The 13,566-nt window shown below is 58.6% G+C and carries 14 protein-coding genes; 12 read left to right on the forward strand and 2 right to left on the reverse strand.

All coding sequences use genetic code 11. From position 1 onward, the window contains the following. Positions 1-568 precede the first annotated feature (568 nt). Positions 569-2,518: an ABC-F family ATP-binding cassette domain-containing protein gene (locus tag CIC07_RS06480; RefSeq protein WP_076359455.1), complete on the reverse strand. Its 1,950-nt coding sequence runs from the start codon at positions 2,516-2,518 to the stop codon at positions 569-571. Positions 2,519-2,664: 146 nt separating this feature from the next. Here CIC07_RS06480 and CIC07_RS06485 point away from each other — a divergent pair, with 146 nt between their 5' ends. From CIC07_RS06485 to cysK, 10 genes are all read left to right on the forward strand, one after another. Further along, complete coding sequence (locus tag CIC07_RS06485) at positions 2,665-3,276, forward strand: 5-formyltetrahydrofolate cyclo-ligase (RefSeq protein WP_076359456.1); 612 nt, start codon at positions 2,665-2,667, stop codon at positions 3,274-3,276. A 39-nt stretch (positions 3,277-3,315) separates the two neighbouring features. Next, a complete protein-coding gene (gene moaC / locus CIC07_RS06490) occupies positions 3,316-3,837 on the forward strand; it encodes a cyclic pyranopterin monophosphate synthase MoaC (protein WP_076359457.1) in 522 nt (173 codons plus the stop codon). A gap of 31 nt (positions 3,838-3,868) precedes the next feature. Further along, the gene (locus CIC07_RS06495; protein WP_076359458.1) at positions 3,869-4,363 is read left to right on the forward strand and encodes a MogA/MoaB family molybdenum cofactor biosynthesis protein; all 495 of its coding nucleotides are present in this window, start codon (positions 3,869-3,871) and stop codon (positions 4,361-4,363) included. Then, positions 4,360-5,373 (forward strand): molybdopterin-binding protein, encoded by a 1,014-nt coding sequence (locus CIC07_RS06500; RefSeq protein WP_076359459.1) that lies wholly within the window; start codon positions 4,360-4,362, stop codon positions 5,371-5,373. Before CIC07_RS06495 ends, CIC07_RS06500 begins: the two co-directional genes overlap by 4 nt. A 136-nt stretch (positions 5,374-5,509) precedes the next feature. Then, on the forward strand, positions 5,510-5,770 hold the full coding sequence (locus tag CIC07_RS06505) for a twin-arginine translocase TatA/TatE family subunit (protein ID WP_076359460.1): 261 nt from the start codon (positions 5,510-5,512) through the stop codon (positions 5,768-5,770). A 50-nt stretch (positions 5,771-5,820) separates the two neighbouring features. Continuing rightward, the gene (tatC, locus tag CIC07_RS06510) at positions 5,821-6,633 is read left to right on the forward strand and encodes a twin-arginine translocase subunit TatC (RefSeq protein ID WP_175619219.1); all 813 of its coding nucleotides are present in this window, start codon (positions 5,821-5,823) and stop codon (positions 6,631-6,633) included. Positions 6,634-6,905: 272 nt separating this feature from the next. Beyond that, positions 6,906-7,175 (forward strand): hypothetical protein, encoded by a 270-nt coding sequence (locus CIC07_RS06515; RefSeq protein ID WP_076359461.1) that lies wholly within the window; start codon positions 6,906-6,908, stop codon positions 7,173-7,175. 200 nt (positions 7,176-7,375) lie between these two features. Next, positions 7,376-7,657 carry a co-chaperone GroES gene (gene groES, locus CIC07_RS06520; RefSeq protein ID WP_021878821.1) on the forward strand — a complete coding sequence of 94 codons (282 nt, stop codon included), beginning with the start codon at positions 7,376-7,378 and terminating at the stop codon, positions 7,655-7,657. Between the two features lie 94 nt (positions 7,658-7,751). Further along, entirely contained in the window at positions 7,752-9,380 is a 1,629-nt protein-coding gene (groL, locus tag CIC07_RS06525; protein ID WP_021878822.1) for a chaperonin GroEL, read from the forward strand. A 182-nt stretch (positions 9,381-9,562) separates the two neighbouring features. Beyond that, positions 9,563-10,483: a cysteine synthase A gene (gene cysK / locus CIC07_RS06530; RefSeq protein ID WP_076359462.1), complete on the forward strand. Its 921-nt coding sequence runs from the start codon at positions 9,563-9,565 to the stop codon at positions 10,481-10,483. Positions 10,484-10,547: 64 nt separating this feature from the next. Here cysK and CIC07_RS06535 read toward each other — a convergent pair whose 3' ends face one another. Beyond that, complete coding sequence (locus tag CIC07_RS06535) at positions 10,548-11,720, reverse strand: glucose-1-phosphate adenylyltransferase (protein ID WP_076359463.1); 1,173 nt, start codon at positions 11,718-11,720, stop codon at positions 10,548-10,550. Between the two features lie 271 nt (positions 11,721-11,991). Between CIC07_RS06535 and CIC07_RS06540 the strand changes: the two genes are divergently transcribed. Together CIC07_RS06540 and CIC07_RS06545 are read left to right on the forward strand one after the other, a co-directional pair. Next, entirely contained in the window at positions 11,992-12,318 is a 327-nt protein-coding gene (locus tag CIC07_RS06540) for a YflT domain-containing protein (RefSeq protein WP_076359464.1), read from the forward strand. A gap of 130 nt (positions 12,319-12,448) precedes the next feature. Continuing rightward, entirely contained in the window at positions 12,449-13,465 is a 1,017-nt protein-coding gene (locus CIC07_RS06545; RefSeq protein ID WP_076359465.1) for a CobW family GTP-binding protein, read from the forward strand. The last annotated feature ends 101 nt before the right edge of the window (positions 13,466-13,566 follow it).

Here is a 13,566-nt window from a genome sequence, read left to right on the forward strand (position 1 = left end):
GCCCTCTTCCCGGCCCCTTGCGGGCTCAGGCGGAGGGCCTTCTATTTAAATTGCGTGCGCCTCATGCGGCTTACCGGCATGCCGGTTCCTGATGTACGGAGCTTGCTGCGTCCGTGTCTATGATTGACCCATTCAACCGGGTGATCGGCGCTTGGCCCGGAAGAACGACTGCATTCCTGCTTCTTTTCCATCTGCAACTGCTTGTTTGGTCCTGCTCTCTACGTACTGCGCATTCCAAAACAACGGAAGCCCTACCTCTCTTCCGTCCTTGCGGCTCCAATGACCGCGCCAGCGTGAATCAGAATTTCTTTAAGGCCAGTCTCATCAAAAGGGAAACAAGAAACGGCGGAATCGGGGGTTATGGTCGATTCCTAAAGAAGGGGAATAGGCGGGTTAATCAATAGGACTTATTATACGCCTGAAATGAGCAGATTGCAAGGGCTGGACTGAAACTGTTTTCTGTGCCTGCTGCAAATTCCAGTGCAAAAGAACCCTTCGGCTCCGAGGCGGAAAGGTTCTTTTGCTGATCAGAGCGGAAGGAACCGGCATATCGCCGCCTGGCTTTCGCTCAGGCAAGAAGTCCTTCCCACTCCTCGTATGCGGCCTGCAGGCGGATCCGGACGGCGTCCAGACTGGATTGAACTTCCTGAAGGCGGATGTAGTCCTGATAAACTCCAGGATCCGCCAGCTGTTCCTCGTGGCGTTCGGATTCGGCCTCCAGCGAGGCGATGTCGGCTTCAAGCTGCTCGATCCGGCGCTGCCTCGCCCGCTCGTCGCGGCGAGCTTGCTTGTCGGCCTCGTAAGAGGAGGCGCTGCCGGCCGGAGCCGTCGAGCCGCCTTCGGCAGAGGCGCCGGCTGCGGGGCGCGCGGCCTCGCGAGCTTCAAGCAGGAGCTCCGCGATCTCCTTCTTTTTCTCCATCATGTCGTCGTAATTCCCGAGGTAGTCGACCGTACCGGACGGGCTCATCTCCACCATGCGTTCCGCGATTTTGTTCAGGAAATACCGGTCATGGGAGATGAACAGGAGCGTGCCCTCATAGTCGAGCAGCGCCGATTCCAGCACTTCCTTGCTGAATAGATCCAAATGGTTGGTCGGCTCGTCCAATATAAGGACATTCGCTTGCTGAAGCATCAGCTTGGCGAGCGCGACGCGGGCTTTCTCGCCGCCGCTGAGGGCGCCGACCCGCTTCTTGACATCGTCGCCGCTGAACAGGAAGTTGCCGAGGATCGTCCGGATCCTGGCTTCCTCCACGCCGGGAAAGGCGCTCCATACCTCTTCAAGGACGGTATTGGTCCCGCTCAGCTCCGTCTGCTCCTGATCGTAGTAGCCGAGCTTCACATGGGTGCCCCAACGGACCGTGCCGGAGAGCACCTCCTGCTTGCCTATCAGCGCCTTGAGCAGGGTGGACTTGCCGATGCCGTTCGGGCCGACGAGGGCGACGGTCTCCCCGCGCTCGAGGCGCAGCGTGACGTCGCGGAAGACCGGCTCGACGCTGTCGCCGAAGCCGACGGACAGATCCAGCGCCTCCAGCACGTCGCGGCCTGTCGCGCGCTCGATCTCGAAGCGGAAGCTGGCCCGCTTGAGATCGCCCGCGGGGCGGTCGATCCTCTCCATCCGGTCAAGCGCCTTGCGGCGGCTCTGCGCGCGCTTGGTCGTGGATGCCCGCACGATGTTGCGGCGGACGAATTCTTCCATGCGGGCGATCTCGTCCTGCTGCTTCTCGTACTGCTTCATGGCCGATTCGTATTCCGCCGCCTTGAGATCGACATAGCGGGAGTAATTGCCCGCATAACGGCGGGCTTGGTGCCGCTCGATCTCGATGATCGTGCCGACCGTAGCATCCAGGAAGTAGCGGTCATGGGAGACGATGAGAATGGCGCCCGAATAGCTGCGCAAATAATCCTCCAGCCAGGTCAGAGTCGCGATGTCCAGATGGTTGGTCGGCTCGTCCAGCAGCAGCAGGTCGGGGGCCTGAAGCAGGATCCGGGCAAGCGCGAGACGGGTTTTCTGTCCTCCGCTCAGCGTCGAGACCGGAGTAGCGGGATCCGTGTCCCCGAAACCCATGCCATGGAGCACGCTTTTGATGCGGGTCTCCATCTCGAAGCCGCCCTGGTCCCGGTACCAGTCGGATCTGCGGGCGTAGCGCTCGAGGGTGTCGTTGTATTTTTTTTCATCCCCGTGAAGGGAAGGATCGGCGATTTCATGCTCGAGCCTGCGCAGCTCCTGTTCGGCTTCCACGAGATGGGCGAAAACCAGGCGCATCTCCTCGCCGATGCTCTTGCCCGACTGCAGGCCGCTGTTCTGGGCGAGATAGCCGATGCGGGTTTCCTTGGCGCGGTGAATGACGCCGCTGTCGGCCGATTGGACGCCGGCCAGAATCTGGAGCAGCGTCGACTTGCCGGCGCCGTTCACCCCGACAAGTCCGATGCGCTCGCGCTCCTGGATCTGCAGGGAGATCCGGGTGAGTATGGTTGTGATGCCGTAGCTTTTGGTCAGATCGTTTACTTGCAGCAGCATAGAACCCTAGTTCCTTTCAATCGTTCTTCTTCTATTAAGAATAACGCAATTGATTGCCATAATCGACCCTTATTGGCGAAACAAAGGTCTCAGTGGTAAACTATAGACAATTATGACCAAGAGCCTGCGAGGGGTTACTTCGAACGATGGGCACTAACACAGACGACAAATCATCGGCAAGGGCACGGCTTCTCCACATCCGGGATTCCGCCTCACCCGAAGCAAGAAGCGCCGCATCGGCGGCTGCATGCTTGCGGGCGGCGGAATGGCTGCAGGAACGCAGCTGCACGAGCTTGGCGGCCTATGCGGCTTTCCGCTCCGAGCTGGACCTGTCTCCGCTGATCGAATGGGCTTGGCGAGCCGGAATCGATGTCCTCGTTCCCCGCGTCTCGCGGCCGGATCGGTCGATGACGCTGCATCGCCTTGCTTCCTGGGAGGAGCTGAAGCCCGGAGCCTATGGAATCATGGAGCCCGACCCGGCCGCCGCGCCGGCGCTGCCGGAAGGGTTTCTGCCGGATGCGGTGCTGGTGCCGGGATCCGGCTTCGACGGCAAGGGGGGGCGGCTCGGTTACGGCGGCGGTTATTACGACCGCTACCGAATCAAGCTCGAGCATGCAGCCCGGTCGGCCGGGAGAGAGCCTCCTCCGTGGATCGGCATCGGATTCGCTTTTCAGATCGTCGATGCCGTACCGATGGAGCCGCATGACGCCAGGCTGGACGGCCTCATTACGGAAGAGGGCATTCAATGGTTCGCTTGACGGCGGATATCGGGCAGTTGAAGGGAGCTGGGGAAACGGATGACGACTGCAGATGACAGGCTGCCGGCTGGCGGGGATGGAGGCAGGGCGGACAGCCTGAGCCATTTCAATGGACAGGGACGGGCCCGGATGGTGGACGTGACGGGCAAGGAGACGACGTCAAGAACGGCTGCGGCGCGGACTACCGTGCAGATGGCGGAGGATACGCTCGCCAGGATCAAGTCCGGCGGCATCGCCAAGGGAGATGTGCTGGCCGTGGCTCAGGTGGCCGGAATCATGGCCGCCAAGAACACGTCTTCATGGATTCCGATGTGCCATCCGCTCCCGCTCACGGGCATCGACATCGCCTTCTCGGACAATGGCAGGGACAAGCTCTTCATCGAAGCGACAGTGAAGACCAAGGGCGTGACCGGTGTGGAGATGGAAGCTCTGACGGCGGTATCCGCCGCTGCGCTCACCGTGTACGACATGTGCAAGGCGATGCAGAAGGATATGGCGATCGGTCCGACCGAGCTTGTATCCAAGTCAGGCGGCAAAAACGGGGATTTCATGCGAGGATAAGAACGGCGACAGGGGACGGGAGGAACGTCAGATGCGTTGGAAGGTAGCGGTTCTCACAGCAAGCGACAAGGGCTTCAGGGGAGAGCGGGAGGATACGAGCGCGCAGGTCATCCGCGAGCTGGTCGAGGAGGAGCTGCACGGGGATATCGTGGATTACCGGATCGTGCCCGACGAGCAGGACGAAATCATGGCGGCCATGATCGAAATGACGGATTATTATCAGGCCGACCTGGTGCTTACGACCGGCGGCACGGGGCTCGGACCGCGGGATGTGACGCCGGAGGCGACGCTCAAGGTCGTCGAGAGGCTGGTTCCCGGCCTATCGGAAGTGATGCGCAGCAGCACGATGTCGCGTACCCGCAGGGCGATGCTGTCTCGAGGCGTCAGCGGCATCCGGGGCCGGACGCTGGTCATCAATCTGCCGGGCAACCCCAAAGGCGTCCATGAATGCCTGATGGCGGTCATCGACCAGCTGCCTCATGCTCTCGGCATCGTATCGGGCCGGGAAGGGGAGCATGAAGGATGACCATGAGGACCAAGCTGCGCGAAGTGCCTGTCGAGCAGGCTCTCGGCCTTCGGCTGGCCCATGATCTGACGCGGATCGTTCCCGGAAGCTTCAAGGGCAGGCTGTTCAAGAAAGGCCATGTCATTGAAGCGGAGGATATACCGGCCTTGCTGGATATCGGCAAAGCCCATATCTATGTCATGGAGCTGGCCGAGGACGAGCTGCACGAGGACGATGCGGCGCTGAGGATGGCCAGGGCTCTTCAGGGAGAAGGGACGCGGATCGGCGAGCCGCATGAGGGGAAGGTGGCGGTCAAGTCCTTGGTGCAGGGACTCGCCAAGATCGATTCCGATTATGTGAACGCCGTCAATGCGCTCGGTGAAATCGCCCTCGCCACCATCCGAGGCAACCGCCTTGTCGAAGCGGGCGGGCAGCTCGCGGCGACGCGCGTCATTCCGCTCGTCGTGTCCCAAAGCAGGATCGAGGCCGTGGAAAGCCTCGCCGCCGAATATCGTTCCGCTACCGGCAGGGCTCCGATTGAGGTGAAGCCGCTTCGTCCGATGCGGGCCGGATTGATCACGACGGGCGGAGAAGTGCACAGCGGACGGATTCAGGACCGGTTCGGACCTGCCGTTCGGGCGAAGCTCGAGGCGCTCGGCTCGGCGGTCGCCGAGCAGTCGATCCTGCCGGATGACAAGGACGCCATCGCAAGGAAAATCCTTGAGTACAAAAATAAAGAGTATGATATGATACTGCTTACAGGCGGCATGTCCGTCGACCCCGACGACCGCACGCCGGGCGCCATTAGCTCGGCCGGCACCGACATCGTCAGCTACGGAACGCCGATGCTGCCGGGATCGATGCTGCTCATCGGCTATCTTGGAGATACGCCTGTGCTGGGCCTTCCGGGCTGCGTCATGCACGACCCCTATACATCATTCGATGTGCTGCTTCCCCGGATATTGGCCGGGGAGAAGATCGTCAAGGAAGATATTGCCGCGATGGGCTACGGCGGGCTTTACGGCTGCTGAAGCTTCCGCGGCGCGCAATCCCGACCGTCTTCAGCATCCTTCCCTTCAGGCGTGATGGCTCCTGGAAGGAAGGATGACTGGAGACGCCAGACATCCAGCGAGATTCTCGCGAAATCCAGAGGAGGAATCATTCATCATGTTTAGTGGAATTGGAGCTACAGGCTTCCTGCTGCTCGCCGTTATCGCCCTGCTGCTGTTCGGACCCAACAAGCTCCCGGAGCTCGGCCGCGCTTTCGGCCGCACGCTGAAGGAGTTCAAGGCCGGCGCCCGCGATCTGATGGAAGACGACAACCAGCAGCAGCCTGCGCGCCGCGACGCCGCGTCACGCATCGAAGTGGACGGAGAAGTATCCGGCAGCGAGCCTGTCCGCGCGGATTCGAAGCGTCTTCCGGAATAACCGGCGGACAGCCGGCATGATTCAACATGTACATGTAAGGAGGATCACGTATGGCCAGCCCCACGGGGAATAAGGCAGGGCAGCGCTCGCGGCTGCGGGAAGAAGGCCTGATGTCCCTCATGGACCATCTGGGAGAGCTGCGCAAGCGGATCTTCGTGATTTTGCTGGTGCTCATAGCGGGATTGATGCTGGGCCTCTTTTTCGCCGAACCGATGTACAACTACTTGACGTCCACGGAACAGGCCAAGGAGATCGGAGGCTTCCATACCTTCTCCCTCTGGGACGGCATCGGAATCTACATGAAGTTCGCTTTCATCATCGCGCTCGTTCCTGCGGTACCGGTCGCTTTTTTCCAGCTCTGGTCCTTTGTCAAGCCGGCTCTTCGCGTGCATGAGCAGCGTGCCGCGCTCCGGTACGTTCCCTATGCGCTGTTCATGCTGCTGCTCGGCTTGGCGTTCTCCTATTACGTCGTGTTCCCGATGGCATTCCACTTCACCTCCAAGGTCGCCCGAAGCCTCGGACTCGAAGAAACGTACGGCATCGTGCAGTATCTGACGTTCATGGTGAACATCATCGTGCCGATCTCGCTTCTGTTCGAGCTGCCGCTCCTGCTCATGTTCCTGACCGCGATCCGGATTCTGACGCCGGGCGGTCTGCGGAAGATGAGGAGAGTCGCCTACTTCATCATGGTGTTCATCGGCGTCACGGTCACTCCGCCCGATGTCGTCTCCGATACGCTGGTGGCGATTCCGCTCATCCTGCTCTACGAGCTGAGCATCCTGATGTGCGCCCGGATCTACAAGCGCCAGCAGGAGAAGGACGCGCGGTTCGAACAGGAATACGCTGTCGCTGCAAGCAAATAGAAAGCCTGCATCAAGCCTGCCCATGCGGCAGGCTTTTTTTGTTGCCCGCTTTCCGAAACGTCATCATTCGGACAAGAATCGGACAAGATAAAGAGGGGATAAGGATTGACTTCGAGCTAGTCAAGCCTGATGAATGCGCCTTTCATGCCATATGAGACGAATCGATGTCCAATATTTGATCAAAAAGTGAAAAATATTTGAACATATTTAGGCGGAATGTGGTATAGTATAGATATGAAACCACTTACAACTTTGAACGGGATGTGACATTCATGGCCAAGATGATTTCTGTCAAGCCAATCGAGCAAAGCAAAACCGCGGTCGATCGTCTCTTCCAATTCATGAATATAATGGCTTGGACCTGCTTGTTGATCGGCGTTGTGGCTTGCCTGTGGGACATCACTCACTTCAGCGACACGAATATGACCCTGATGGTCGGCATCGGATTCCTTATCGGCAGCGTCTTCATTTACACCTCCGGAGCGGCGCTTCATCTCGTCACGGAGAAGCTTGAAGCTCTCGAAGATTCCTCCAACAAATGACGTTCATTCCCCTCTGTTAGCCGTCGGCCCAGCCGGCGGCTATTTGTTTGCGTGAAAAGGGAGGTAAACTTCACATAAAATCGATGCCTCCCACTTGAAATCCGGTCCCAAGTTGAGTATCATAAAACATGTTATTAGCACTAAGGGCTTACGAGTGCTAACAAAAAACGACAAATTCTAATTAAGGAGGCTATTTTTTCATGATCAGACCTTTGGGTGAACGCGTATTGGTAGAACCGATCGCTAAAGAAGAGACTACCGCCAGCGGTATCGTGCTGCCGGACACGGCGAAAGAAAAGCCGCAAGAAGGCAAAATCGTTGCTGTAGGAAGCGGAGCGCTGAAGGACGGCGTGCGCGTCGAGCTGGAAGTGAAAGTCGGCGACCGCGTGCTCTTCTCCAAATATGCAGGAACGGAGATCAAATACGAGGGCAAAGAGTATTTGATTATGAAAGAAAGCGACATCCACGCGATCTTCGGCTAAGACCTTCAAGGTTTTGCAGCGAAGCTTCGCTATACATCGGATTTTCATACTTAACGCATTCCATCCACAACTATATACCGGGAGGTAATGGACGATGGCAAAAGAAATCAAGTTCAGCGAAGACGCACGCCGCGGCATGCTGCGCGGAGTCGACGCTCTTGCAAATGCAGTAAAAGTAACGCTCGGTCCTAAAGGCCGCAATGTGGTGCTCGAGAAGAAATTCGGAAGCCCGCTGATCACGAATGACGGCGTATCCATCGCCAAAGAAATCGAACTGGAAGACCCGTTCGAAAATGCCGGCGCCCAGCTGGTCAAAGAAGTCGCAACGAAAACGAACGACGTTGCCGGCGACGGCACGACGACCGCTACGGTTCTGGCTCAAGCGATCATCCGCGAAGGCCTCAAGAACGTAACGGCCGGCGCGAACCCGATCGTTCTTCGCAAAGGCATCGAGAAAGCTGTCCGCGCCGCTGTGGAAGAGCTGAAGAACATCTCTAAGCCGATCGAAGGCAAGCATTCCATCGCACAGGTTGCGGCCATCTCCTCCGGCGACGACGAAGTCGGCCAGCTGATCGCTGAAGCGATGGAAAAAGTCGGCAACGACGGCGTCATCACGGTTGAAGAATCCAAAGGCTTCTACACGGAGCTCGAAGTGGTTGAAGGCATGCAGTTCGACCGCGGCTACGTATCTCCATACATGATCACGGATACGGACAAGATGGAAGCTGTCCTCGACAGCCCGTACATCCTGATCACCGACAAAAAAATCTCCAACATCCAGGAGATCCTGCCTGTACTGGAGAAAGTCGTTCAATCCGGCAAACAGCTGCTGATCATCGCTGAAGACGTTGAAGGCGAAGCTCAAGCTACGCTGATCGTCAACCGCCTGCGCGGCACCTTCACTTGCGTAGCCGTCAAAGCTCCTGGCTTCGGCGACCGCCGCAAGGCGATGCTGGGCGATATCGCCGCTCTGACGGGCGGCCAAGTAATCACCGAAGAGCTCGGTCTGGACCTCAAGTCCACGACGGTCGAGCAGCTCGGTTCCGCTCGCCAAATCCGCGTAACCAAAGAAAACACGATCATCGTTGACGGCGCCGGCGACAAAACCGACATCGATGTGCGCGTGAAGCAGATCCGCACGCAGCTGGAAGAAACGACTTCCGACTTCGACCGCGAGAAGCTGCAAGAGCGCCTGGCCAAGCTGTCCGGCGGCGTTGCTGTCATCAAAGTCGGCGCAGCGACCGAAACGGAACTCAAAGAGCGCAAGCTCCGCATTGAGGACGCCCTGAACTCCACGCGTGCAGCAGTGGAAGAAGGCATCGTATCCGGCGGCGGCACGGCACTCGTGAACGTATACGGAGCTGTTGCAGCTCTGGACGTGACGGGCGAAGAGAAAACCGGCGTCAACATCATCCTGCGCGCTCTGGAAGAGCCGGTCCGCACGATCGCGACCAACGCAGGCGTCGAAGGCTCCGTCATCGTCGAGCGTCTGAAAAAAGAAGCCATCGGCATCGGCTACAACGCCGCTACCGGCGACTGGGTGAACATGTTCGAAGCCGGAATTGTCGACCCGACGAAGGTAACGCGTTCCGCGCTGCAGAACGCCGCTTCCGTTGCGGCTGTCGTTCTGACGACTGAAGCGGTTGTCGTCGACAAACCGGAAAAAGACAAACCGGCCATGCCTGACATGGGCGGAATGGGCGGCATGGGCGGCATGATGTAAGTGCCCGGCCACCAAGCATGATGCGGCAAAAATTGCGGGACCCTTCGGGGTCCCGTTTTTGTTGGGTTGATTGCTAGATGACCACCGTTGTCCGTAGGGTTTGACCGGCGTTTGAGAATCCGTGGCCATTCCTGTACCATTCATAATAAATCCACTTGAATCTGAACAAAAGGAAGATGCCAATGCCTCCCAGAATCGTGAATTCCGTCACCGAGCTGATCGGAGATACCCCGGCAGTCAGGCTGAATCGGCTTGTCGGTCCCGAGGACGCCGAGGTGTACGTGAAGCTGGAAAAGTTCAATCCGAGCGGAAGCGTGAAGGACCGGGCCGCCGCCAATATGGTGCTGCAAGCGGAGAGGGACGGTCTCCTGAAGCCGGGGGGAACGATCATCGAGCCGACCAGCGGCAACACCGGCATCGGCATCGCCATGAATGCGGCGGCAAGAGGATACAAGTCCATTCTCGTCATGCCGGACAATATGAGCAAGGAAAGGATCGGCATTCTGCGCGCTTACGGAGCCGAGGTCGTGCTGACGCCGGCGGCGGAGAGGATGCCGGGAGCGATCTCCAAGGCGAAGGAGCTGGCGCAAGGAATCGAAGGCAGTTACATTCCGCTTCAATTCGAGAATCCCGCGAATCCGGATGCCCATCGGGGGACGACGGCGCTGGAGATCATGGAGCAGATGGAAGGCCGTATGGATGTGTTCGTCGCCTCCAGCGGCACCGGAGGGACGATTACCGGAACGGGAGAAGAGCTTCGCAGGCTGCTGCCGGAATTGCGCATTCTTGTCGTGGAGCCGCAAGGATCTCCCGTCCTCTCTGGAGGCCAGCCCGGACCCCATAAGCTGGTCGGTACGAGTCCAGGCTTCGTGCCTCCGATCCTGAATACAGATGTCTACGACGACATCGTGCAGGTCGGGGACGATGCGGCCATCACCGCATGCAGGGAGCTTGCAGCCAAGGAAGGCATCCTGCTCGGTCCATCGGGTGGAGCCTCCGTCTGGGCGGCGGTTCAGGAGGCGCGCCGGATCGGCAAGGGGAAGCGAATTCTGTGCATGGCCCCCGATAGCGGAGAGAGATACCTCAGCATGGATATATTTTGACGCCGACGACAAAAAGTCTGCCCGTAAAGGCAGACTTTTTCGTCTTTTTCGTAGGGGTTGAAAATCAAGAACCAGTCCGGACGTCTCCCAGCATAGCCGACGGGCGGGTTCTGCGGAGCGGGGAGCGGCTGTAGCGGAATTCGCCGGCGCCGATGACGGTCAGGTTGTCATCGCTGCTCTCGATGGAGGAACCGTCCGCGACATAAGCGCCTTCGCCGATGATAGCGCGGTGGATGCTCACATTGCGGCCGATTCTCGCTCCCGGCATGATGATGCTGTCCGTCACCGTGCTGCCCTCTCCGATCTGGACGCTGTGGAAGAGGATGGACCCTTCCACATCTCCTTGAATCCGGCAGCCCCGCTGGACGATGGAATTGCTCACTTCCCCTTTGCCTTCCACGTAGATGGCTGGGCTGACCGAAAGGGAAGGGGTATACATCGGCCACTCGGGACGATTGAGGTCGATCGTGCCTTGAAGCAGATCCATATGGGCTTCCCACAGGCTGCCCGGCGTACCGACATCTTTCCAGTAGCCTTTGAATGGGAAGGCGATGATTTTTTCCTCCGAGGCCAGGAGGGAAGGGATGATGTCCTTGCCGAAATCATGGGAAGAATCGGCGCGCATGGCATCCAGAATGAGCGCTTCGCGCAGATCGGCCCACCGGAAAATATAAACGCCCATCGAAGCCAGGTTGCTCTGAGGCTTGGCCGGCTTTTCTTCAAAGGACGTAATGTTCAGCCGGTCATCCGTATTCATGAGTCCGAAGCGGGAAGCCTCCGCCCAAGGAACCTCCTTGACGGCGATCGTGGCGGCCGCGCCGCGGGCTTTATGGAAGCTGAGCATTTCCTTATAGTCCATTTGGTAGATATGGTCGCCGGAGATGACGAGCAGATGCTCCGGTTGATGGGAATCGATGAAATCGATGTGCTGGAAAATGGCGTCTGCCGTTCCCTTGTAGCCGGTCTTCTGATCCTCGGAATTGAGGATCGTGATGTCGGTGTTGTCCCAAGCGGAGCCATCGCCGACGTGGCCGCTGATGGATTGCTTCATGTATTGAGCGAGGATGCCCACGCTGCCGATTCCGGAGTTAACGCAATTGCTCAACGGGAAATCGATGATGCGGTAGCGGCCGCCAAAATGAACAGCCGGCTTCGCCAGCCGGTTCGTCAGCGGCGCCAGCCGTTTTCCTTCTCCTCCCGCGAGGAGCATTGCCATGCATTCGTTGTTCACATTCATCTGTGTTACCTCCGTTGTCTCGTTCGAATTCTTTATACGGTATAAGTAAACGGCCAGAAAATCTTTGAAACCAAGATGAGAAAATTCCAATGATATCCTTTTTCTGAGTTTTTCCGCAGGCATTTTAATCTGAAAGGAGTCCGAATGGCCTCCTTGGCGGCGCCAAGCGGAATGTTTCATGTGCATCGGGGCAGGGGTACAAACCTGTAAGCTTGAACGCCCTGCCACGGCGGGGCCGAACCGACAACCATACCATTGGAGGGATAGACACATGAAACCAAGCATTCAAGTTGTAGAGAGCGGAATGGACGCTATGTCGGCAGTACGCGAGCTTAACCGCCGCGGATATGACAAGGACGAGATTTATGTGCTTGCCCATGATAAAGACCAGACGGACCGCCTGGCCGAAAATTCCGATGCGAACAGCATCGGGATGCAGGAGGAAGGCGTATTCGACTCGATGGCGAATATGTTCCGCTCCCGCGGCGACGCGCTGCGCTCCAAGCTGGAGTCGGTAGGCTTGACCGAAATGGAAGCCGAACGTTACGAGGAAGTTCTCGACCAAGGGAAAATCCTGGTCATCGCCAAGCCTCACTGAGCCGCCCGCGAAGCGGGGACGTCCGGCTGGATCGATTCGATCCGGCCGGACGTTTTTTTGTGCCTTCGGAACGGAATCCGGTATACTGGATAGGTTCAAAGACGATTAGCGGAAGAGGATGGGGAAGCGAATGGAAGAACAAGTCACTCCTGTACCGGTCGTCGTTCTGGCCGGATTTCTGGGCAGCGGCAAGACGAGCTTGCTGACACGCCTGCTGGACGGCTGCCGGGAAGCCGGCATCAAGCCGGCCGTCGTTCTGAACGAGCTGGGAGACCTTCATCTGGAGGGAGCGAGATTCGATTCCGGCGTTCCGCTCAAGGAAATGCTGAACGGCTGCATCTGCTGCACGATGAAGGGCGATCTGGCCGGAGAGCTGGTGCTGCTGGCGAGGAAGGAGCGGCCTGATATCATTCTCATCGAAGCTACCGGAGCGGCGAATCCGCTGGAGCTGGTGGAAGGCGTAATGGACGCCGCCTTGCATGAAGCTCTCTACCTGTCCGCTGTCGTGACCGTCGTCGATGGTCCGGGCATGCTTCGCCTCAAGGGGAGCCGGCGCACGATGAAGCTGATGGAGGACGGGATCCGCTGCGCGACAAAGCTGGTGCTGAACAAAGCCGATCTGCTTCATCCCGAGGAGCTGGTCGAGGTTCAGCAGCGGATCGGGGAGCTCAATTTCCATGCTACGCTCGTCACCGTCCGGCATGGCGGGGCAGATGCGGAATGGATCGAGAGCGTGCTGTCGGCTGATCCCGGAGCTGCCCTGAAGCCGGAGGAGGTCGCCACGAGGGCGCATGGAGGCACAGGGGATGCATCCGACGCCAGGAAGGAGCACGGCCGCGAGCATGCCCATGAGCATCTGATGGCAGTGACTTATTATCCGCAGCGGCCCTACGACAGCATGGATTTCGAAAGCATGCTTCTGTCGCTGCCCGACAACGTTTATCGGGCGAAAGGAATCGTCACGTTCGCCGACACCGCCAGCCGGTACCATTTTCAATTCGCGTACAGGGAGACGGATTTCATGCCTCTATCTCCGGCCGAGAGCGCGCGCGACGCCATCGTGTTCATCGGAGAGCATTTCTCGCGCGCCGAAGTGCTGGAGCGGCTTGCCGCCCTGGAGGCGGGACATACAGGAAAAGCCGAGTAAGAGGATCACCAGCCTGCCGGCTTCCGGCAGGCTTATTTGCTGTTTCGCGCGCTGAGGCGGCTGGTTAATGGATACTATTGGATCAGCAGCTTGTGGAAAGG

This window comes from Paenibacillus sp. RUD330 (assembly GCF_002243345.2).
Taxonomy (GTDB): domain Bacteria; phylum Bacillota; class Bacilli; order Paenibacillales; family Paenibacillaceae; genus Paenibacillus_O.

Excerpts from the sequence above, each read along its gene's own strand:
- CIC07_RS06480 (WP_076359455.1), bottom strand. The coding sequence starts at position 2,518 with ATGCTGCTGCAAGTAAACGATCTGACCAAAAGCTACGGCATCACAACC.
- CIC07_RS06485 (WP_076359456.1), top strand. The coding sequence starts at position 2,665 with ATGGGCACTAACACAGACGACAAATCATCGGCAAGGGCACGGCTTCTC.
- moaC (WP_076359457.1), top strand. The coding sequence starts at position 3,316 with ATGACGACTGCAGATGACAGGCTGCCGGCTGGCGGGGATGGAGGCAGG.
- CIC07_RS06495 (WP_076359458.1), top strand. The coding sequence starts at position 3,869 with ATGCGTTGGAAGGTAGCGGTTCTCACAGCAAGCGACAAGGGCTTCAGG.
- CIC07_RS06500 (WP_076359459.1), top strand. The coding sequence starts at position 4,360 with ATGACCATGAGGACCAAGCTGCGCGAAGTGCCTGTCGAGCAGGCTCTC.
- CIC07_RS06505 (WP_076359460.1), top strand. The coding sequence starts at position 5,510 with ATGTTTAGTGGAATTGGAGCTACAGGCTTCCTGCTGCTCGCCGTTATC.
- tatC (WP_175619219.1), top strand. The coding sequence starts at position 5,821 with ATGGCCAGCCCCACGGGGAATAAGGCAGGGCAGCGCTCGCGGCTGCGG.
- CIC07_RS06515 (WP_076359461.1), top strand. The coding sequence starts at position 6,906 with ATGGCCAAGATGATTTCTGTCAAGCCAATCGAGCAAAGCAAAACCGCG.
- groES (WP_021878821.1), top strand. The coding sequence starts at position 7,376 with ATGATCAGACCTTTGGGTGAACGCGTATTGGTAGAACCGATCGCTAAA.
- groL (WP_021878822.1), top strand. The coding sequence starts at position 7,752 with ATGGCAAAAGAAATCAAGTTCAGCGAAGACGCACGCCGCGGCATGCTG.
- cysK (WP_076359462.1), top strand. The coding sequence starts at position 9,563 with ATGCCTCCCAGAATCGTGAATTCCGTCACCGAGCTGATCGGAGATACC.
- CIC07_RS06535 (WP_076359463.1), bottom strand. The coding sequence starts at position 11,720 with ATGAATGTGAACAACGAATGCATGGCAATGCTCCTCGCGGGAGGAGAA.
- CIC07_RS06540 (WP_076359464.1), top strand. The coding sequence starts at position 11,992 with ATGAAACCAAGCATTCAAGTTGTAGAGAGCGGAATGGACGCTATGTCG.
- CIC07_RS06545 (WP_076359465.1), top strand. The coding sequence starts at position 12,449 with ATGGAAGAACAAGTCACTCCTGTACCGGTCGTCGTTCTGGCCGGATTT.